The sequence below is a fragment of the Pseudonocardia sp. Ae505_Ps2 genome (assembly GCF_001932425.1).
Lineage (GTDB): Bacteria > Actinomycetota > Actinomycetes > Mycobacteriales > Pseudonocardiaceae > Pseudonocardia.
Map to the genome: position 1 here is coordinate 5555881 of NZ_MCIP01000001.1, position 17494 is coordinate 5573374.

General features: G+C 73.8%; 17 protein-coding genes and 1 pseudogene. 6 read left to right on the forward strand and 12 right to left on the reverse strand.

From position 1 onward, the window contains the following. Positions 1-121: 121 nt before the first annotated feature. The 4 genes and pseudogenes from Ae505Ps2_RS25865 to ugpC all read left to right on the forward strand — a co-directional run bounded on the left by Ae505Ps2_RS25865 (position 122) and on the right by ugpC (position 4473). Positions 122-1519: a sugar ABC transporter substrate-binding protein gene (locus tag Ae505Ps2_RS25865; RefSeq protein ID WP_075307585.1), complete on the forward strand. Its 1398-nt coding sequence runs from the start codon at positions 122-124 to the stop codon at positions 1517-1519. 74 nt (positions 1520-1593) lie between these two features. Beyond that, a complete protein-coding gene (locus tag Ae505Ps2_RS25870; RefSeq protein WP_043276338.1) occupies positions 1594-2454 on the forward strand; it encodes a sugar ABC transporter permease in 861 nt (286 codons plus the stop codon). Further along, positions 2454-3317, forward strand: a complete 864-nt coding sequence (locus Ae505Ps2_RS25875) for a carbohydrate ABC transporter permease (protein ID WP_020622041.1) — start codon at positions 2454-2456, stop codon at positions 3315-3317. Before Ae505Ps2_RS25870 ends, Ae505Ps2_RS25875 begins: the two co-directional genes overlap by 1 nt. A gap of 30 nt (positions 3318-3347) precedes the next feature. Beyond that, positions 3348-4473, forward strand: a pseudogene (ugpC, locus tag Ae505Ps2_RS25880) (sn-glycerol-3-phosphate ABC transporter ATP-binding protein UgpC). 89 nt (positions 4474-4562) lie between these two features. Here ugpC and rlmN read toward each other — a convergent pair. Together rlmN and Ae505Ps2_RS25890 are read right to left on the reverse strand one after the other, a co-directional pair. After that, entirely contained in the window at positions 4563-5672 is a 1110-nt protein-coding gene (gene rlmN, locus Ae505Ps2_RS25885) for a 23S rRNA (adenine(2503)-C(2))-methyltransferase RlmN (RefSeq protein ID WP_020622043.1), read from the reverse strand. 32 nt (positions 5673-5704) lie between these two features. Beyond that, complete coding sequence (locus tag Ae505Ps2_RS25890; RefSeq protein ID WP_020622044.1) at positions 5705-6283, reverse strand: hypothetical protein; 579 nt, start codon at positions 6281-6283, stop codon at positions 5705-5707. Between the two features lie 172 nt (positions 6284-6455). On the opposite strand from Ae505Ps2_RS25890, the gene Ae505Ps2_RS25895 reads away from it, so the two are divergent. Beyond that, the gene (locus tag Ae505Ps2_RS25895) at positions 6456-6941 is read left to right on the forward strand and encodes a Rieske (2Fe-2S) protein (RefSeq protein WP_075307591.1); all 486 of its coding nucleotides are present in this window, start codon (positions 6456-6458) and stop codon (positions 6939-6941) included. 21 nt (positions 6942-6962) lie between these two features. On the opposite strand, the gene Ae505Ps2_RS25900 is transcribed toward Ae505Ps2_RS25895, so the two are convergent. The 5 genes from Ae505Ps2_RS25900 to rpsB all read right to left on the reverse strand — a co-directional run bounded on the left by Ae505Ps2_RS25900 (position 6963) and on the right by rpsB (position 11083). Beyond that, positions 6963-7715 (reverse strand): class I SAM-dependent methyltransferase, encoded by a 753-nt coding sequence (locus Ae505Ps2_RS25900; RefSeq protein WP_083695704.1) that lies wholly within the window; start codon positions 7713-7715, stop codon positions 6963-6965. After that, positions 7712-8647, reverse strand: a complete 936-nt coding sequence (locus tag Ae505Ps2_RS25905; RefSeq protein ID WP_084786440.1) for a phosphatidate cytidylyltransferase — start codon at positions 8645-8647, stop codon at positions 7712-7714. The genes Ae505Ps2_RS25900 and Ae505Ps2_RS25905 overlap by 4 nt, the downstream gene beginning before the upstream one ends. Positions 8648-8652: 5 nt before the next feature. Next, positions 8653-9210 (reverse strand): ribosome recycling factor, encoded by a 558-nt coding sequence (gene frr / locus Ae505Ps2_RS25910; protein WP_020622047.1) that lies wholly within the window; start codon positions 9208-9210, stop codon positions 8653-8655. A gap of 101 nt (positions 9211-9311) precedes the next feature. Next, positions 9312-10127, reverse strand: a complete 816-nt coding sequence (gene tsf / locus Ae505Ps2_RS25915) for a translation elongation factor Ts (RefSeq protein WP_020622048.1) — start codon at positions 10125-10127, stop codon at positions 9312-9314. Between the two features lie 92 nt (positions 10128-10219). Further along, positions 10220-11083 carry a 30S ribosomal protein S2 gene (rpsB, locus tag Ae505Ps2_RS25920; RefSeq protein ID WP_060711374.1) on the reverse strand — a complete coding sequence of 288 codons (864 nt, stop codon included), beginning with the start codon at positions 11081-11083 and terminating at the stop codon, positions 10220-10222. Between the two features lie 373 nt (positions 11084-11456). Here rpsB and Ae505Ps2_RS25925 point away from each other — a divergent pair, with 373 nt between their 5' ends. After that, positions 11457-12245, forward strand: a complete 789-nt coding sequence (locus tag Ae505Ps2_RS25925; RefSeq protein WP_233147467.1) for a M23 family metallopeptidase — start codon at positions 11457-11459, stop codon at positions 12243-12245. Here the strand turns inward: Ae505Ps2_RS25925 and Ae505Ps2_RS25930 are convergent. The 5 genes from Ae505Ps2_RS25930 to Ae505Ps2_RS25950 are packed head-to-tail and all read right to left on the reverse strand — an operon-like array spanning position 12202 to position 17421. Then, positions 12202-13245: a FliA/WhiG family RNA polymerase sigma factor gene (locus Ae505Ps2_RS25930; RefSeq protein WP_083695702.1), complete on the reverse strand. Its 1044-nt coding sequence runs from the start codon at positions 13243-13245 to the stop codon at positions 12202-12204. The genes Ae505Ps2_RS25925 and Ae505Ps2_RS25930 overlap by 44 nt on opposite strands. After that, positions 13220-14305 carry a tyrosine-type recombinase/integrase gene (locus tag Ae505Ps2_RS25935; protein ID WP_083702278.1) on the reverse strand — a complete coding sequence of 362 codons (1086 nt, stop codon included), beginning with the start codon at positions 14303-14305 and terminating at the stop codon, positions 13220-13222. Before Ae505Ps2_RS25935 ends, Ae505Ps2_RS25930 begins: the two co-directional genes overlap by 26 nt. Positions 14306-14336: 31 nt before the next feature. After that, the gene (locus Ae505Ps2_RS25940; protein ID WP_233147466.1) at positions 14337-15548 is read right to left on the reverse strand and encodes a DNA-processing protein DprA; all 1212 of its coding nucleotides are present in this window, start codon (positions 15546-15548) and stop codon (positions 14337-14339) included. Next, a complete protein-coding gene (locus Ae505Ps2_RS25945; RefSeq protein WP_075554070.1) occupies positions 15545-17059 on the reverse strand; it encodes a YifB family Mg chelatase-like AAA ATPase in 1515 nt (504 codons plus the stop codon). Before Ae505Ps2_RS25945 ends, Ae505Ps2_RS25940 begins: the two co-directional genes overlap by 4 nt. Beyond that, positions 17059-17421, reverse strand: a complete 363-nt coding sequence (locus Ae505Ps2_RS25950) for a YraN family protein (RefSeq protein ID WP_075554071.1) — start codon at positions 17419-17421, stop codon at positions 17059-17061. Before Ae505Ps2_RS25950 ends, Ae505Ps2_RS25945 begins: the two co-directional genes overlap by 1 nt. Positions 17422-17494 lie beyond the last annotated feature (73 nt).

Below are 17494 nucleotides of genomic sequence, written 5' to 3' on the forward strand. Positions count from 1 at the left end.
TACAGGCAACCGGTTGCGCAAGCGGTTGCTCCGCACTTACCGTGCACCGGTCATACCGGACGGACGTGTCCCGGATCACACCGTTGCACACCCGTCGGAGCCCTCGACGAGGAGAGTGCCCGTGCGCCCGAGAACCAGGTCGCGTCCCGCCGTTCTCACCGCGCTACTGGCGGTCATCGGCCTCGCCCTCACCGGCTGCGCCGGTGCCGGCACGTTCGGCCTGCCCGAAGGTACGCGGATCGTGACGATCGCGATCGTGTCGAACCCCCAGATGGAGGACGCGATCGAGCTCAGCCCGCGGTTCGAGGCCGAGAACCCCGGCATCACCGTGCGCTTCGTCAGCCTGTCGGAGAACGAGGCCCGCGCGAAGATCACCGCGTCGGTCGCCACCGGCGGCGACGAGTTCGACGCCGTGATGATCTCGAACTACGAGACCCCCCAGTGGGCCCGCAACGGCTGGCTGGTCGACCTCGACCCGCTGATGGACGCCACCCCCGGCTACGACCGCGACGACTTCATCCCGACGATCCGCGGCGCCCTGTCCGGCCCCGACGGGCACATGTACTCGGTGCCGTTCTACGGCGAGTCCGCGTTCCTGATGTACCGCAAGGACCTCTTCGCCCAGGCCGGGCTGACCATGCCCGCGAAGCCGACCTGGGACCAGGTGGCGCAGTTCGCCGACCGCCTCACCGACCGCCAGCAGGGCCGTGGCGGCATCTGCCTGCGCGGCAAGCCCGGGTGGGGCGAGGTCATGGCCCCGGTCGACGCGATGATCAACTCCTACGGTGGTCGCTGGTTCGACCAGGACTGGAACGCACAGCTGACCTCGCCCGAGGTGCGCAAGGCGGTCAACTTCTACGTCGATCTCCTCCGTCGCGACGGCCAGGCCGGTGCGGCGGGCTCCGGGTTCTCCGAGTGCGGCAACCAGTTCAGCCAGGGCAACACGGCGATGTGGTTCGACGCCACCGTCGCCGCGGGCCTGCTGGAGGACCCGGCCCAGTCCAACGTCGCCAGGAAGGTCGGCTACGCGCCGGCGCCGACCGGCGTCGACGGCCTGTCCTCGGGCTGGCTGTACTCGTGGGCGCTGGCCATCCCCCGCACCACCGCGGAGAAGGGCCCCGAGCAGGTCGACGCGACCTGGAAGTTCCTGTCCTGGATGACGTCCAAGCCGTACCAGGAGATGGTCGGCGAGGACCTCGGCTGGACCTCCGTCCCGCCCGGCGCCCGCCAGTCGACCTACCGGATCCCCGAGTACGTCGCGGCGTCGAAGGCCTACGCGCCGCAGACCATTGCCGCGATCAACGCCGCCGACCAGGACCGGCCGACGCGCGACCCCGTCCCGTACACCGGGCTGCAGTTCGTCGGGATCCCCGAGTTCCAGGACCTGGGGACCCGGGTCAGCCAGCAGATCTCCGCGGCGATCGCCGGACAGCAGACCGCCGACGAGGCCCTCGACGAGGCCCAGAGCTACGCCGAGACCGTCGGCGAGTCCTACCAGCAGAGCGGGGGCGACCGGTGACGACCACAGAGGCACCACCGCAGGCGGCACCGGAACGGCAGACCTCGCCGGCAGCACAGCGCCGCGACGGCTGGATCCGCCGGGCCCCGCTGCTGCCCGCGCTGATCTTCACGATCATCATCACGCAGCTGCCGTTCCTGGTGACGATCTGGTACTCGTTGCAGTCCTGGAACCTGGTACGCCCCGGCAGCCAGCGCTTCGTCGGGCTGGAGAACTACGCGACGGTGTTCACCGACTCGCAGTTCCGCGGGGTCGCGCTGAACTCGATCCTGCTGACCCTGGGGTCGGTGGCCATCGCGATGGTCCTCGGGCTGCTGATCGCGCTGCTGCTCAACCGTGCGTTCCTGGGCCGCGGCATCGTCCGGACGCTGATCATCACGCCGTTCCTGATCACCCCGGTCGCCGGTGCCCTGCTGTGGAAGTCGGTCCTGTTCGACCCCACCTACGGCCTGGTGAACTTCCTGCTCTCGCCGTTCGGCGCCGGGCAGACCGACTGGGTGTCCACCTTCCCGCGGGCCGCGGTGATCATCGCGCTGGTGTGGCAGTGGACGCCGTTCATGATGCTGCTGATCCTCGCCGGGCTCGGCTCGCAGCCGCAGGAGGTCCTCGAGGCCGCCCGGATGGACGGGGCGACCGGGTTCGCGGTGTTCCGCGAGGTGACGCTGCCGCACCTGCAGCGGTTCATCGAGCTGGGTGTCGTGCTCGGCGCGATCTACCTGGTCAACACGTTCGACACGATCTACATGATGACCCAGGGCGGTCCGGGTACGGCGTCGGCGAACCTGCCGTTCTACATCTACCAGCGGGCGTTCCTGGGCTTCGACATCGGTGAGTCCGCCGCGATGGGCGTGGTCACCGTGGTGGCGACGATCATCGTGGCAACCCTGGCGCTGCGTCTGATCTTCCGCAGCTTCTCCGCCGCCGAGGAGGCGTGATGACCGCAGTCGCCGAACGGACCTCCACCCCCGCGACGACGCCGCGGAAGGCCCCGCGCGGGGCCGGGCCGCTGTTGGGCGTCCTGGCCTGGATCGTCGGGCTCGGGTTCTTCTTCCCGGTGCTGTGGATGGTGATGACCGCCTTCAAGACCGAGGCGCAGGCCGTCACGATCCCGCCGACGGTGTTCTTCGCACCCACCTTCGACAACTTCGCCGAGGTGTTCGGCGGCGGCGTCGGGCCCTACCTGCTCAACTCGCTGTTCGCGACGGTCGCCTCGACGGTCCTGGTGCTCCTGCTGGGCACCCCGGCCGCGTTCGCGCTGTCGCTGCGGCCCGTGAAGAAGACCCAGGACGTGCTGTTCTTCTTCATCTCGACCAAGATGCTGCCGGTCGTCGCCGCGATCGTGCCGATCTACGTCGTCGTGAACTACCTGGGCGCGCTGGACAACATCTGGACGCTCGTCGTGCTCTACACGGCGATGAACCTGCCGATCGCGGTGTGGATGATGCGGTCGTTCTTCCTGGAGGTCCCCAAGGAGCTCCTGGAGGCCGCGAGCATGGACGGCGCGTCGCTGTGGCGCTCGCTCCGCGAGGTCGTGCTGCCGATCATCTCGCCCGGCATGGCCGCCACGGCGCTGATCTGCATGATCTTCGCCTGGAACGAGTTCTTCTTCGCGGTGAACCTCACCGCCTCCCGGGCCGCGACCGTGCCCGTGTACCTCGTCGGGTTCATCACCTCCGAGGGCCTCTACTTCGCCAGCCTGTGCGCCGCGGCGACCGTGGCCGCGCTGCCGGTGGTCATCGCCGGCTGGATCGCCCAGAACAAGCTGGTCCAGGGCCTGTCCTTCGGGGCCGTCAAGTGATCGTGTTCGTGAACAGGATGGGAGCCCGCCGTGGCTGACGTGGTGTTCGACCAGGCATCTCGGATCTACACCCCCCGGGGCGAAGCCTGCCGTCGACCGGCTGGACCTGACGATCGAGGACGGCGAGTTCGTCGTGCTCGTCGGGCCGTCCGGATCGGGCAAGTCGACGGCGCTGCGGATGCTCGCGGGCCTCGAGGAGATCGACGGCGGCTCGATCCGGATCGACGGCGAGAACATGGTCGGGGTGCCCTCGCGCGACCGCGACATCGCCATGGTGTTCCAGAACTACGCGCTCTACCCGAACAAGACCGTCGGGGAGAACATGGCGTTCCCGCTCAAGATGGCCGGGATCGACAAGGCCGAGCGTGCGGTCAAGGTCAAGGAGGCCGCCGAGATCCTCGGCCTGACCGACTACCTCGACCGCAAGCCGCGCGCGCTGTCCGGCGGCCAGCGCCAGCGCGTCGCGATGGGCCGGGCGATCGTGCGCGAGCCGCGGGTCTTCCTGATGGACGAGCCGCTGTCGAACCTCGACGCGAAGATGCGGGTGCAGACCCGCACCGAGATCGCCGCGCTGCAGCGGCGGCTGGGCGTCACCACCGTCTACGTCACCCACGACCAGGTCGAGGCCATGACGATGGGCGACCGCGTCGCGCTGCTGGCCGACGGCAAGCTGCAGCAGTTCGCCACCCCGGCCGACCTGTACGACCGGCCGCAGAACGCGTTCGTCGCCGGGTTCATCGGCTCGCCGGCGATGAACCTGTTCACCGCGCGGGTGACCGAGCGCGGGGTGACCCTGGCCGGGCGGGAGATCGCCCTGCCCCAGGACGCCCGGTCGACGATCGGGGCGCAGCGGCTCACCGAGGTGACCCTCGGCATCCGTCCCGAGCAGTGGACGGTCTCCCCCGACGGCGGCGAGGGCATCCCGGCCCGGGTCGACGTCGTCGAGGAGCTGGGATCGGACGCCTACCTCTACGGCACCCTCGCCGAGGTCGCCGGTGACCTGTCGGCGACGGCCTCGCTGACCGGTTCGCGTGACGACGCCGTCGTCGTGCGGACCGCGGGACGCACCGGCGCACGGCGCGGGGACCGGGTGGCGCTGACGCCCTCGACCGAGGGGCTGCACCTGTTCCACCCGGAGACCGGCGACCGGCTCTGAGCGGCTCTGCCCGGCGGCGCGAGGGGGCCGCCGGGCGGAGACCGGCCCGGATGCGACGCGGCGAGCGGCACGAGGGGCCGCCGGGCGGGTCAGCCCGGGTGCGAGGCGGCGAGCTGGCCGCAGGCCGCGTCGATCTCCTGGCCGCGGGTGTCGCGGACGGTGCAGGCGACGCCGGCCGCGCGGACCCGGCGCACGAACTCCTCCTCGACGGGCTTGGGCGAGGCGTCCCACTCGCTGCCCGGCGTCGGGTTCAGCGGGATCAGGTTGACGTGCACCCTCGAGGTCCCGATGTGCTGCCGCAGGACCTTCCCCAGCATGTCGGCGCGCCACGGCTGGTCGTTCACGTCACGGATCAGCGCGTACTCGATGGAGACGCGGCGGCCGGTCGTGGTGGCGTAGCGGCGGCCCGCGTCGAGGACCTCGGCGACCTTCCACCGGTTGTTGACCGGGACGAGGGTGTCGCGCAGCTCGTCGTCCGGGCAGTGCAGCGAGATCGCCAGGGTGACCGGGATGCCCTCCTCGCGGAGCCGGTCGATCGCCGGGACCAGCCCGACGGTGGACACGGTGACCCCGCGGGCGGAGATGCCCAGCCCGTCCGGGGCGGGCTCGGTGATCCGGCGGACGGCGGCGACGACCCGCTTGTAGTTGGCGAGCGGCTCGCCCATCCCCATGAACACGACGTTCGACAACCGGGTCGGCTCGTCCAGCACCCCGTCGCGCGCCTGGGCCGCGGCGCGGCGGACCTGGTCGACGATCTCGGCGGTCGACAGGTTGCGCTGCAGACCGCCCTGGCCGGTCGCGCAGAACGGGCACGCCATCCCGCAGCCCGCCTGGCTGGAGATGCAGACCGTCGCCCGGTCCGGGTAGCGCATCAGGACACTCTCGGCGAGCACGCCGTCGTGGCCGCGCCACAGCGTCTTGCGGGTGGCGCCGCCGTCGCACGCCTTCTCGGTCAACGGCGTGACCAGCGGCGGGAGCAGCGGACGCAGCTTCTCCCGGACGTCACCGCCGAGGTCGCTCATGGCGTCGAGGTCGTCGGTGAGACGACCGAACCAGTGGCGGGCCAACTGGTCGAGGCGGAACCGCGGTACGCCGAGCTCCTGCGCGACGGCGGCACGGTCGGCCGGGTCGAGGTCGGCGAGGTGGCGGGGCGGAGTACCGCGGCGGGGTGCGTCGAAGACGAGCGGGAGGCTGGACATGGCACCCCCCAGTGTGCCAGCCCGGTCGCGGGTCAGCGGATCCCGGGGATCCGCACGTTGAAGCGCCGGGACAGGTCCTCCAGGATCCCGAGCCTGCGCGCGGCCGCGACCCACAGCACGATCCCGGCGCAGAGACCGGTCACCGGCACCGCGGACCCGGTCCCCTGCCCCTGGTAGGTCAGGGCCAGGAAGGCGCCGAACGCGGCGATGAGCAGGACCAGGCCGCCGGTCGCGACGAGGCTGCGCTCCTCCAGCACGGTGGACGCCTGGATCAGCAGCACCCCGACGAGCGCGGCGGACAGGGGGGTGGACAGCTCGCCGTAGCCGACCAGGGACAGCAGCAACGGCAGCAGCACGATCCCCGCGACGCCGATCACGATCAGCCGCTGCATCCGGCGCTTGCGCTCGGGGTGCAGGGTCACCGCCATCGCGGCGTTGCGCCGGCGCACGATCCACAGGTACGCGGTCAGGAAGATCCCGAGCGCGACGAGGACGGTGGCGAACCCGTTCCCGAGGCCACCCGCGCCGACCGCCCAGGCGAGCAGGCCCAGGACGATCTCCAGACTCGGCACGGGAACGCCCAGCGACGGCTGGCGCATCGTGTACGGCATGCACCCACGGTAGCGAGAGCGCCCCGGGACACGGCGCGGGTGTGGCGGAACGACACACCCGTCCTCCCTCGAACCGGACATCATGGGAGGCTCGTCACGTGCCCGGGTCCCCGAACCCCCGGGCCGCCACCACCACACCGCCGGGCCCCGCCCGGCCTCCCCCAGGAGAGCCATGACCCTCCCCACGACGTCCTCCACCGACCCCGAGCCCGCCCCGCGCGCCGGAGGTCCCGCCCTCGGTCGCCGCGCGATGATCGCCGGCGCCGGCGTGGCCGCGATCGGCGCGGTCGCCGCCTGCGGTGGCGGCAGCGGTTCCACCACCACCGACAACGGTGGTCAGGCCCAGAGCGGGGACGCCCCGCAGGGCTCCCCCGGCACCGTCCTCGGCCCGGCGTCCGCGGTACCGGTCGGCGGCGGCGCGATCTTCACCGACGCCCAGGTCGTCGTCACCCAGCCGCAGCAGGGGACGTTCACCGGGCTGTCCGCGGTCTGCCCGCACCAGGGCTGCGCCGTCAGCCAGATCACCGACGGGCAGATCGTCTGCCCGTGCCACAACAGCCGTTTCTCCCTCGACGGCGCCGTCCTCGACGGACCGGCCCAGCGGCCGCTCGACCCGCGGCAGGTCACCGTCGCGGACGGGTCGATCACCCTGTCCTGAGCCCGCTCCCGGCGCCGCGGCTCAGGACGGCAGCACGAGGCCGTCCGCGCGGCGCCGGGTGTGGAGCCGGTAGCCCACGCGCACGGTGCGGTCGGCGACGTCGTCGATCGCCCGGCGCGCGGTGCGCGGGGAGAACTCGATGCGCAGGACCTCCTCCAGGTCCGCGCGGGAGTCGAACCGCCAGGTCGAGGTGACCCGGCGCAGCGCGAAGCCGTGGGCGGCGAAGAACCGGTCGACCGCGGGCGCGTCGTAGCGCGGCAGGTCCGCGCGCAGCCACGTCCCATAGGGCCGCGCCGTGAAGTCCAGGTCGACGACGGCGAGCACCCCGCCCGGGCGGAGCACCCGCTCGGCCTCGGCGAGCCCCGGCTCGCAGCCCGGCCCGAAGAAGTAGGCGGTGCGGGCGTGGACCAGGTCGGCACTCGCGTCCGGCAACGGGAGCCGCTCGGCGCCCGCGGTGTGCAGGGTGATGCGGGGGTCGTCGGCGACGCGCCGACGTGCCCGTTCGACCAGCGGCGGGTGCGGCTCGACACCGGTGACGGTGGCGGCCCGTTCGGCGAAGCGCGGCAGGTGGAAGCCGTCGCCGCAGCCGACGTCGACGACGTCGGCGCCCGCCCAGCCCCCGGTCTCGGCCCACAGCGCCGCCCAGAGCTCGCCGTCGGCGTCCTGGGCGCGGTTCTCGGTCTCGTAGACCTCGGGCCAGTTCCAGATGTTCGGGCTGGGGATGGCCGGGCCGGGCTTCGGCTGTCCGCCGAACCCCTGGTAGGTGCGCCTCACGCGATCGGGACGACGATCCCGAGGATCGCCCAGGCGACGAACGCGGCCGGCAGCAGCGAGTCCAGACGGTCCATCAGACCGCCGTGCCCGGGCAGCAGGTTGCCCATGTCCTTGACCCCGATGTCGCGCTTCACCAGCGACTCGACGAGGTCGCCCAGGGTGGCCGTCGCGACGAGCAGCGCGCCGACCAGCGGTCCCCAGTACCAGGGCGCGTCGAGCAGCAGCCCCATGCAGAGCAAGCCCACTGCCATGCCGGCGATCAGCGAGCCCGCGAAGCCCTCCCAGGACTTCTTCGGGCTGATCGTGGGGGCCATCGGGTGCCGGCCCGCGACGACGCCCGCGGCGTACCCGCCGACGTCGGAGGCGACCACGCAGAGCAGGAAGGTCAGGACCCGGCCCACGCCGTCCGGGGCGACGGTCAGCTGCACGGCGAAGGCCACCAGCAGCGGCACATAGACGGCGACGAACAGCGAGGCGCTGATGTCGCGCACGAAGTGCGCCGCCCCGCTCCGCATCCGCCACAGCAGGCAGCCCAGCACCGTGGCGGTGAGGGCGATCGCGGCGCCGTGCAGGCCGAACGGCCAGGACAACCAGACGACGGCCTGACCGCCGACCAGCAGCACCGGCAACGACACGCGGATGTCGGCGCCCCGGCGCAGCGCACCCGCGAGCTCCCAGGTCCCGACCGCGGTGACGCAGGCGAGCACCAGGACGAAGCCCTGACGATGGATCAGCAGGCTCAGCAGGATGACGACGCCGAGCCCGACGCCGACCGCGATCGCCGCGACGAGGTTGCGACCCAGCCGGGACCGCTTGTACCCCTTCTGTCCCCGGACGGGCTTCGGCACGTCCGGGGTCGCCGACACGCCGGCGGGCCCGTCACCGGGGAGGTCGGAGGTCACGGGGACGGCGGCGTCGGAGGAGGAGGGCACCGGGCTCAGACCTCGAGGAGCTCGGATTCCTTGTTCTTGACCAGCTCGTCGATCTGCGCGACGTAGCGGTCCGTGACGCCCTGCAGTTCCTTCTCGGCGCGGGCGACCTCGTCCTCGCCGGCCTCGCCGTCACGCTGGATGCGGTGCAGCTCGTCCATCGCCTTGCGGCGCAGGCCACGGAGCACGACGCGCGCGTCCTCACCCTTGCCCCGGGCGACCTTGACCATGTCCCGGCGCCGCTCCTCGGAGAGCTGCGGGATGATCACGCGGATGATCTGCCCGTCGTTCGACGGGTTGACGCCGAGGTCCGAGTCGGCGATCGCCTTCTCGAGCTGCTTGAGCTGGCTGGCGTCGTAGGGCTTGATGACCGCCATCCGCGCCTCGGGGATCGACACCGAGGCGAGCTGGTTCAGCGGGGTCCACGCGCCGTAGTAGTCCACGACGATCCTGGAGAACATGTTCGGAGTGGCCCGGCCGGTACGCACCGACGCCAGATCGTCACGGGCGACCGTGACGGCCTTCTCCATCTTCTCCTCGACGTCGAAGAGGGTTTCCTCGATCACGGTTGCATCCCCCGGCCTGGTCGTACTCGCTGGCGGTCACGATCCTCTCACCCGCCGCCCGGGCGGTGCGCGGAGCACCACCCGGGCGGGGGCGGGGAGGATCAGTTCTGGCCGACCTCGAAACGGACGAAGTCGTTGATGGTCAGACCCGCCTCGTCGGCGACGGCCTTGACCGACTTCTTCGGGTCGACCACGGAGGCCTGCTCCAGGAGCACGACGTCCTTGTAGTAGCCGTTGACCCGGCCCTCGACGATGCGGGGCAGGACCTGCTCGGGCTTGCCCTCCTCGCGGGCGGTCGCCTCCGCGATCTTCTTCTCGTTCTCGACGATCTCGGCGGGGACCTGCTCACGGGTCAGGTACTCCGGCCGGGCCGCCGCGACCTGCATCGCGAGACCGCGGGCGGCCTCGGCGTCGTCGCCCTCGTAGGCGAGCAGGACGCCGATCTGCGGGGGCAGGTCGGTGGCGCGCTTGTGCAGGTAGACGGCGGCCTGGCCGTCGACCCGGGCGTAGCGCTTCAGCTCGAACTTCTCGCCGATGCGGGCGGACAGGGCCTGCACGGCCTCGCCCACGGTGCCGTCGTCGAGCTTGGTCTCGCGCAGCGCGTCGAGGTCGGCCGGCTTCTCGGCGACCGCGGCGGCCAGGATCTTCTCGGCCAGCGCGATGAAGTCGTCGGACTTGGCGACGAAGTCGGTCTCGCAGTCCAGCTCGACCAGGGTGCCGCCGTCGGCGACGACCAGGCCGTTGGCGGTGGCGCGCTCGGCGCGCTTGCCCACGTCCTTCGCGCCCTTGATGCGGAGGAGCTCGACGGCCTTGTCGAAGTCGCCCTCGGACTCCTCGAGCGCCTTCTTGCAGTCCATCATCCCGGAGCCGGTGAGCTCACGGAGCCGCTTGACGTCGGCGGCGGTGTAGTTCGCCATCGGGTGTCTCTCGTCCTCTGGGTCGTGACGGGAATGGGTCACCGGGTCGCACCGGGCGGGCCCACGGAAGCGGGCCCGCCCGGTGCGCGTACTCAGTTCTGGGTGCCGTTGCTGGTCGACGCCGGGGCGGTCGCAGCGGCCGCACCGTCGCCACCGGCGGCGGAGAGGCTGGCACCGTCGGAGCCGACCTCGTTGCCCGCCAGGACGTCCTGCTCCCACTCGGCGAGCGGCTGCTCGGCGGCGGCCTCGCCACCCTCGCCACGGCGCTGGCCACGGGAGACCAGACCGTCGGCGGCGGCCTTGGCGATGACCTTGGTCAGCAGCGCGGCCGAGCGGATCGCGTCGTCGTTGCCCGGGATCGGGAAGTCGACCTCGTCCGGGTCGCAGTTCGTGTCCAGGATGGAGACGACCGGGATCTTGAGCTTCCGGGCCTCGCCGACGGCGATGTGCTCCTTCTTGGTGTCCACGATCCAGACGGCGGACGGGACCTTGGACATGTCGCGAATACCGCCGAGGGTCTTCTCGAGCTTGTCCTTCTCACGGGTCAGCGTGAGGATCTCGCGCTTCGAGCGGCCCTCGAAGCCACCGTTCTGCTCCATCGCCTCGAGCTCCTTGAGGCGCTGCAGGCGACGGTGCACGGTCTGGAAGTTCGTGAGCATGCCACCCAGCCAGCGCTGGTTGACGTACGGCATGTTGACCCGGGCCGCCTCCTCGGCGATGACCTCCTGGGCCTGCTTCTTGGTGCCGACGAACATGATCGTCCCGCCGTGCGCGACGGTCTCGCGCACGAACTCGTAGGCGCGGTCGATGTACGACAGCGTCTGCTGGAGGTCGATGATGTAGATGCCGTTGCGCTCGGTGAGGATGTAGCGCTTCATCTTCGGGTTCCAGCGACGGGTCTGGTGCCCGAAGTGCACGCCGCTGTCGAGCAGCTGCTTCATGGTGACGACGGCCATGGCCTGCGTTCACCTCTCGGTCGGGCGCGGCGGGTGCCGCGCAGGCGGTTCGTGGGCCCACCGGTCGGTGGACCACCCTGGCGCCCGCGGCGGAGCCGGACCCGCTCCCCCTGGCCACACGTGAGCGTGACGTCGGGATCGCAGGACCGCCCGGCCTCCGCTCCCGACGCCGTACCCTGGGGAACGGCGCGACGGGCGAGCGGGCGCGCGAAGTCACCACGACGGACGTGGTGCGGGATCCAGTGTACGCCGGGGCCTCCGGGCCGATCGCGGCGGAGCCCGGTTCCGACGGCGGCTGTCCACAACCGGCCGGTACGTCCACAGGACGGCGGTCCACCCCGGCGACGAGCGGTCGCCGCCGCAGGCTGGACGGGTGCCTCTGCCCGTCCCGTCCGTTCCCCCGCTCGACGACCTGCCCCGGAGCCCGCGCCCCGTGTCCCGCCCGCCGGGATGGCGGGCCGGGCTGCGGGCGGGGGCGGTGCTGCTCGCCGTGGTGGTGATCGGTGTCGCGCTCGTGCCGCCGGGGGCGGCGGTCGCCGCACCTGCGTCCGCGGCGCCCGCGTCCGTCGACCCCGCGCCCGTCGAACCCGCTCCGGGCGGCCCCCCGGACGGGGTCGGCCCCGCGCCCGCACCGCCGCGGCCACCCGGGGCGGGGATCCCGGCACCGGGGGCGGACTACGCGTGGCCCCTGCTCCCGCCCCCGGCGGTCACGGCGGTGTTCCGCAAGCCCGCGTTCCGCTACGGCCGCGGGCACCGCGGCGCCGACCTGGCAGGTTCCCCCGGACAGGCGGTGCTCGTCGCGCGGGAGGGGGTCGTCGTCTTCGCCGGCCGGATCGCCGGGCGCGGCGTCGTCTCGGTCGACCACCCCGACGGGTTGCGGAGCACCTACGAGCCGGTGACCGCCGGCGTCGTGGCCGGGGCGCGGCTCGCCGGGGGCGACCCGGTGGGGACGCTGGAACCCGGGCACACCGGATGCCCGGTCGCGGCCTGCCTGCACTGGGGCGTGCGACGGGAGCGGCTCGACCACCTCGATCCGCTGGTACTGCTGCGCCCTCCCCGGGTGCGGCTGCTGCCCTGGGAGGGGGCACCCGAGCCCACGGAGGACGCTCCGGCGGAGGTCAGCCCGCCAGCGCCGGCTCCAACGAGGCCCGCAGGCGGGTGATCGTCCGGGCATGGAGCTGGCAGACCCGGGACTCGGTGACCCCGAGGATCCCGCCGATCTCGGCCAGTGTCCGGTTCTCGACGTAGTAGAGGTGCAGGACCAGCCGGTCCCGCTCCCCCAGCAGACCGATCGCGGCACGCAGCTCCGCCCCGGTCTCCCGCCGGACCGCCGCGGTCACCGGGTCCACCGAGTCGTCGGCCGCGAGCGTGGACAGCGGCGAGCCCGCGGAACCGCCCGCACCGAGGTCCTCGGCGCTGACCAGGTACATCGGCCGCCGGGCCTGACGGAGCTCGCGCACCGCGACGCCCAGCTCCGCGGCGAGCTCCCCGTCGGTCGCGGGGCGCCCGGCCCGGAGCTGCACCGCCTCGCGGGCCCGCTCGACCTCGCGGCTGCGCGCCCGCACGGTGCGGGGCACCCAGTCCTGGGCGCGCAGCTCGTCGAGCATGGCGCCCCGGACGCGCTGGGCCGCATAGGCCTCGAAGCGGATCCTGCGGGCGGGGTCGAACCGGTCGACGGCCTCCATCAGGCCGAACGTCCCGGACTGGAGCAGGTCGGCCAGCTCGATCGACGACGGCAGCCGTACCGCCAGCTTCGTGCCCACGCCGCGCACCAGCGGGGCGTGGTGCTCGACCAGGCGTCGCCGAGCGGCGGGGGCGCGGGTGGCGAGGAACTCGCGCCACAGCGGCACGACCGCCGGCTCGACGGTCTCGTTCAGGTGACCTCGGACGCCGTCGGGCGTGTCGCGGGGCGACCCGCCCGTCGACGGGACCAGCGCGATGCACCCCGGGGCCACGTCCGCCGACGGTTGCCCCGAGGTGGCCTCGAGGGGACCGCGACGCGGGGACCCGGGTGGGTCGGGGACCGGTCCGAGGACGGCCGCGCGGGGTGTGTCGGCCCCCGCGGCGACCCGGTCGAGGGCCGTGGCCAGGGCGGCGGGGAACGCGTCGGGCCGGCGCGGTGTCGTCGGGGACACCTCACGCCCGAGGGTGCGCCTGGTCATGAACCACCTTCAACCGGTCGACGGTCACGTGCGTGTAGAGCTGCGTGGTCGACAGCGTAGCGTGACCGAGTAACTCCTGTACGTAACGAAGGTCGGCTCCGCCCTCGAGCAGATGCGTCGCCGCGGCGTGCCGCAGACCGTGCGGCCCGACGTCGGGGACGCCCGGTACCGCCCGGATCGCGCGGTGCACGACGGTCCGCGCGACGCGCGGGTCGAGCCGCCCGCCCCGCACGCCCAGCAGCAGTGCCGGCGGCGACGACGGGGTCGCCAGCGCCGGTCGGCCGTGGTCGAGCCAGCGGCGCAGGGCGCGCGCGGCGGGGACCCCGAACACCACGGTCCGTTCCCGGTCGCCCTTGCCCCGGACCCGCAACGTACGGGCGGACTCGTCGATCGCACCGACGTCGAGTCCGCACAGCTCGGCGACCCGGATCCCGGTCGCGTAGAGCAGTTCGAGGACCAGCAGGTCGCGCAGGGCCTCCGGGGCGTCCTCCGCCGCGCCCGAGGTCACCGCGTCCAGCACCGCCGCGGTCTCCGCCGCGGCGGGTACCTCCGGGAGGACGGTGCCCGCGCGCGGTGACCCGAGGCGGGCCGCCGGGTCGTGGTCGAGCCGCCCGGTGCGCACCGCCCAGGCGCAGAACGTACGGGCCGCGGCGGTGCGCCGCGCGACGGTGGCCCGCCCGGCGCCGGCGGCGTGCGTCGCGCCGAGCCGCCGACGCAGGTGGTCCAGGTCGAGCGCGCCGAGGCCGGGGAGACCACGGAGCAGGTCGGTGAGGTCCGAGCGGTAACCGCGGACGGTGTGCGGCGAGCGGTTCCGCTCGAGGCGAAGGTGCCCGGTGAACTCCTCGAGCGCGGCGGCGACGTCCGGGGCGAGCCCGTCACCGGTGGCGGTCCGGTCGCCTGCAGCACGAGCGCCCGCCCGGTCCGCGGGCGGGCCGTCGGCCTCGGTCCGGGTCCGGTCGTCGGGACGCGCGACCGCGCCGGGGCCCGGCTCGGCTGCGGGATCGGAGGACGCCGCGGGACCGGAGGGCGCCGCGGGACCGGTGGACTCTGTGCGCGCCATGACCGGACGGTCCGCTGCTGAGGGCCGCCGGTCAAGGACCCGCCCGGCGTGCCGGGCGCTGCCACAGCCCCTGGTGGTACTCGGCGAGCCCACGGTCCTCCAGCTCGGTCAGCGCCGCGCGCAGCTCGTCGGGGCCGACGCCCGCGGCCTCGCCGATCCGTCCCGGCGGCCACGCGGCCCGGGCGGGCAGCGCGTCGTGGACCGCGAGCACCCGCGGGTCGAGCCCGTCGGTCGGGCGGGACTCCCCCTGCGGCGGCAAGGCGAGGTCCACGCCCAGCCGGCCGACGACCTCCAGGACGTCCTCGGGCCGCCCGACGAGGCCCGCCTGGTGCGAGCGAACCAGCTCGTGGCAGCCGACCGACATCCCCGACGTGACCGGGCCCGGCACCGCCATCAGCGGGCGCCCGAGCGCGGTCGCGTCGGCGGCGGTCCGTTTCGTCCCGCTGCGCGCCCCGGCCTCGACGACGAGGGTCCCGACACCGAGTGCGGCCAGCAGCCGGTTGCGGACCAGGAACCGCAGCCGCCCGGGGATCGTGCCGGGCGGGTACTCGGTGAGCACCAGACCGGTCGCGGCGATCCGTTCCAGGAGACCGGTGTGCGCGGCCGGGTAGACCCGGTCCGGGCCACAGGCCAGGACCGCGACCGTCGCACCGTCGACGGCGAGGGCCCCCCGGTGCGCGGCCGCGTCGATGCCGAACGCGGCGCCGGACAGGACCGCGACGCCGCGCCGGGCCAGGGTCGCGGAGAAGTCCGCGGCCACGCCCAACCCGTACGGGGTCGCGGCGCGCGAGCCGACGACGGTGACCGACCGGTCGGCGAGCGTCGCGATCTCCCCCGGCCCGCGGGCCCACAGCGCGATCGGGGGCGCGAGGTCGGCCCGCGGGGCCTCGGCGAACGACCGGAACGGCCACGACGGCCACCCCGGGTCCTCCGGCACGAGCAGGCGGGCCCCGGCGTGGGCGGCCTCCTCCAGGTCGGCCTCGGACCGGTCGGTGCCCCGCCGGGCCGCGGCGGCGCGCAGCAGCTCGTCGGGGACCGCGCCGCGGCGCAGCCGGTCGGCCGCCTCGACCGGCCCGTACCGGTCGACCAGCGCGACGAGGTGCCGGTTCGGGGGTTCGACGCAGCGCATCAGGTAGGCGCGGGCGCGCAGGACCTCCTCGGGCACCCTGCCGACGCCCCGGCCGATGTCGGTGCCCCGGGCGATGTCGGTGCCCGTGCCGGCGGCCGGGCCCGGGGCGCTCACACGGCACCCCGCTCGCGGAAGTACAGCGCCGCGTCGACCAGACCGCGGTCGGGCCGGTCGGCCCCGGCGAGGTCGCTGAGCGTCCACGCGACCCGTAGCGCGCGGTCCGCGCCGCGGGCGCTGAGGTCACCGGCGCGCAACCGGGCCTCCAGCGGTGCGATCACGCGGGCGGGCAGCGGGAAGCGGGTCCGCAGGGCGGGGCCGGGCACCTCGGCGTTGCACCGCCACCCGTGCTCCGACCACCGCGCGACGGCGGCGGCACGCGCGTCGAGCACCCGGCGGCGGACGGTCGCGGTGTCCTCGCCCCGCTGCTCGGTCACCCGCAGCGCGGTCACCGGCTCCATCGCCACCCGCAGGTCGACCCGGTCGAGCAGCGGACCGGACAGCCGGGACAGGTAGCGGCGGCGGACGTCGGGGCGGCAGGTGCAGTCACGGTCGATCGGCGGGGCGCACGGGCACGGGTTCGCTGCGAGGACGAGCTGGAAACGGGCCGGATAGCGCACGGTGCCGTCGGCGCGGGACAGCCGGACCTCGCCCTCCTCCAGCGGGGTGCGCAGCCCGTCGAGGACCGAGGCGGGCCAGTGCGGGCACTCGTCGAGGAACAGCACCCCGCGGTGGGCCAGCGACACCGCGCCGGGCCGGGCGACGCCGCTTCCCCCGCCGAGCAGCGCCGCGGTCGACGCCGAGTGGTGCGGCGCGACGAACGGCGCGCACGTGCTGAGCGCCCCGGTGTCGCCGAGCCGCCCGGCCACCGAGCGGATCGCGGCGAGCTGCAGCGCCTCGGAGCGGTCGAGCTCGGGCAGCAGCCCCACCACCCGCTGGGCGAGCATCGTCTTGCCGGTGCCGGGCGGGCCGACCATCAGCAGGTGGTGCCCGCCGGCGGCGGCGATCTCCAGGGCGCGCCGGGCGTCGTGCTGGCCGAGCACGTCGGCCAGCTCGGGGGCCACGGCGGCCGGGGCCTCCTCCGGTCCGCCGTCGTGCCGGTGCAGCAGCCGGTTGCCCGTCGCCCAGTCCAGGACGTCGCCGAGGCTGTCGGCGCCGAACGCCTCGATGCCGTCGACCAGCGCGGCCTCCGCGAGCGTGGCGCGGGGCACGACGGCGCGGATCATCCCGGCGTCCCGCGCGGCGAGCAGGCAGGGCAGCACGCCGCGCACCGGGCGCAGCCTGCCGTCGAGAGCGAGCTCGCCGAGCAGCACGGTGCCGCGCAGCCGGTCGGGCGGCACCGCGTCCGCGGCGACCAGGACGCCGAGCGCCAGTGCGAGATCGAAGCGGCTGCCGGTCTTGCGCAGTGTCGCCGGGGAGAGGGCGAGCACGATCCGCTCGTTGGGCCAGGTGCGGCCGGAGTGCACGATCGCGGACCGCACCCGGTCCTTGGACTCGTTGAGCGCGGCGTCGGGCAGGCCGACGAGGTGCACGCCGGGCATCCCGCCGCCGATGACCGCCTCGATCTCGACGGGGACGCCGTCGACGCCGTGCAGCGCGACCGACCAGATGCGTGCCGGGGGCCGCATCAGAACGCCGCCGGGTAGTGGGTGAGGGTGACCGGCCGGCCGGCTCGGATCAGGACCGCCACGACGTCGAACCTGATCTCGACCCAGCTGACCCGGTGGGCGGCCATGAACGCCTTGGCCAGCATCCGGATCCGGCGTGTCTTGCGGGGGGTCACCGCCTCGGCGGGTTCGCCGTAGCGGAGACCGGAACGGGTCTTGACCTCGCAGAACACCAGCCGTTGCTGCGGGTCGACCGCGACGATGTCGATCTCGCCGTGCGTGCACCGCCAGTTGCGGCTGAGCACGACCATCCCGTGTGCCCGTTCGAGGTACTCGGCGGCGGTGTCCTCACCGCGGCGCCCGAGCTCGTCCTTCGCTGCCATGGGTCCACGATCGGGCCGGGTGGGCCCGTCGCGGGGGTGGATCGGCCGGCTGTGGACGGATCCGCCGGTTGTG

Bases quoted from the DNA above. Each gene is read 5' to 3' on its own strand.
- Ae505Ps2_RS25875 (WP_020622041.1), top strand. From the start codon at position 2,454: ATGACCGCAGTCGCCGAACGGACCTCCACCCCCGCGACGACGCCGCGG.
- rlmN (WP_020622043.1), bottom strand. From the start codon at position 5,672: ATGTCCAGCCTCCCGCTCGTCTTCGACGCACCCCGCCGCGGTACTCCG.
- Ae505Ps2_RS25890 (WP_020622044.1), bottom strand. From the start codon at position 6,283: ATGCCGTACACGATGCGCCAGCCGTCGCTGGGCGTTCCCGTGCCGAGT.
- Ae505Ps2_RS25895 (WP_075307591.1), top strand. From the start codon at position 6,456: ATGACCCTCCCCACGACGTCCTCCACCGACCCCGAGCCCGCCCCGCGC.
- tsf (WP_020622048.1), bottom strand. From the start codon at position 10,127: ATGGCGAACTACACCGCCGCCGACGTCAAGCGGCTCCGTGAGCTCACC.
- rpsB (WP_060711374.1), bottom strand. From the start codon at position 11,083: ATGGCCGTCGTCACCATGAAGCAGCTGCTCGACAGCGGCGTGCACTTC.
- Ae505Ps2_RS25930 (WP_083695702.1), bottom strand. From the start codon at position 13,245: ATGACCAGGCGCACCCTCGGGCGTGAGGTGTCCCCGACGACACCGCGC.
- Ae505Ps2_RS25935 (WP_083702278.1), bottom strand. From the start codon at position 14,305: ATGGCGCGCACAGAGTCCACCGGTCCCGCGGCGCCCTCCGGTCCCGCG.
- Ae505Ps2_RS25945 (WP_075554070.1), bottom strand. From the start codon at position 17,059: ATGCGGCCCCCGGCACGCATCTGGTCGGTCGCGCTGCACGGCGTCGAC.
- Ae505Ps2_RS25950 (WP_075554071.1), bottom strand. From the start codon at position 17,421: ATGGCAGCGAAGGACGAGCTCGGGCGCCGCGGTGAGGACACCGCCGCC.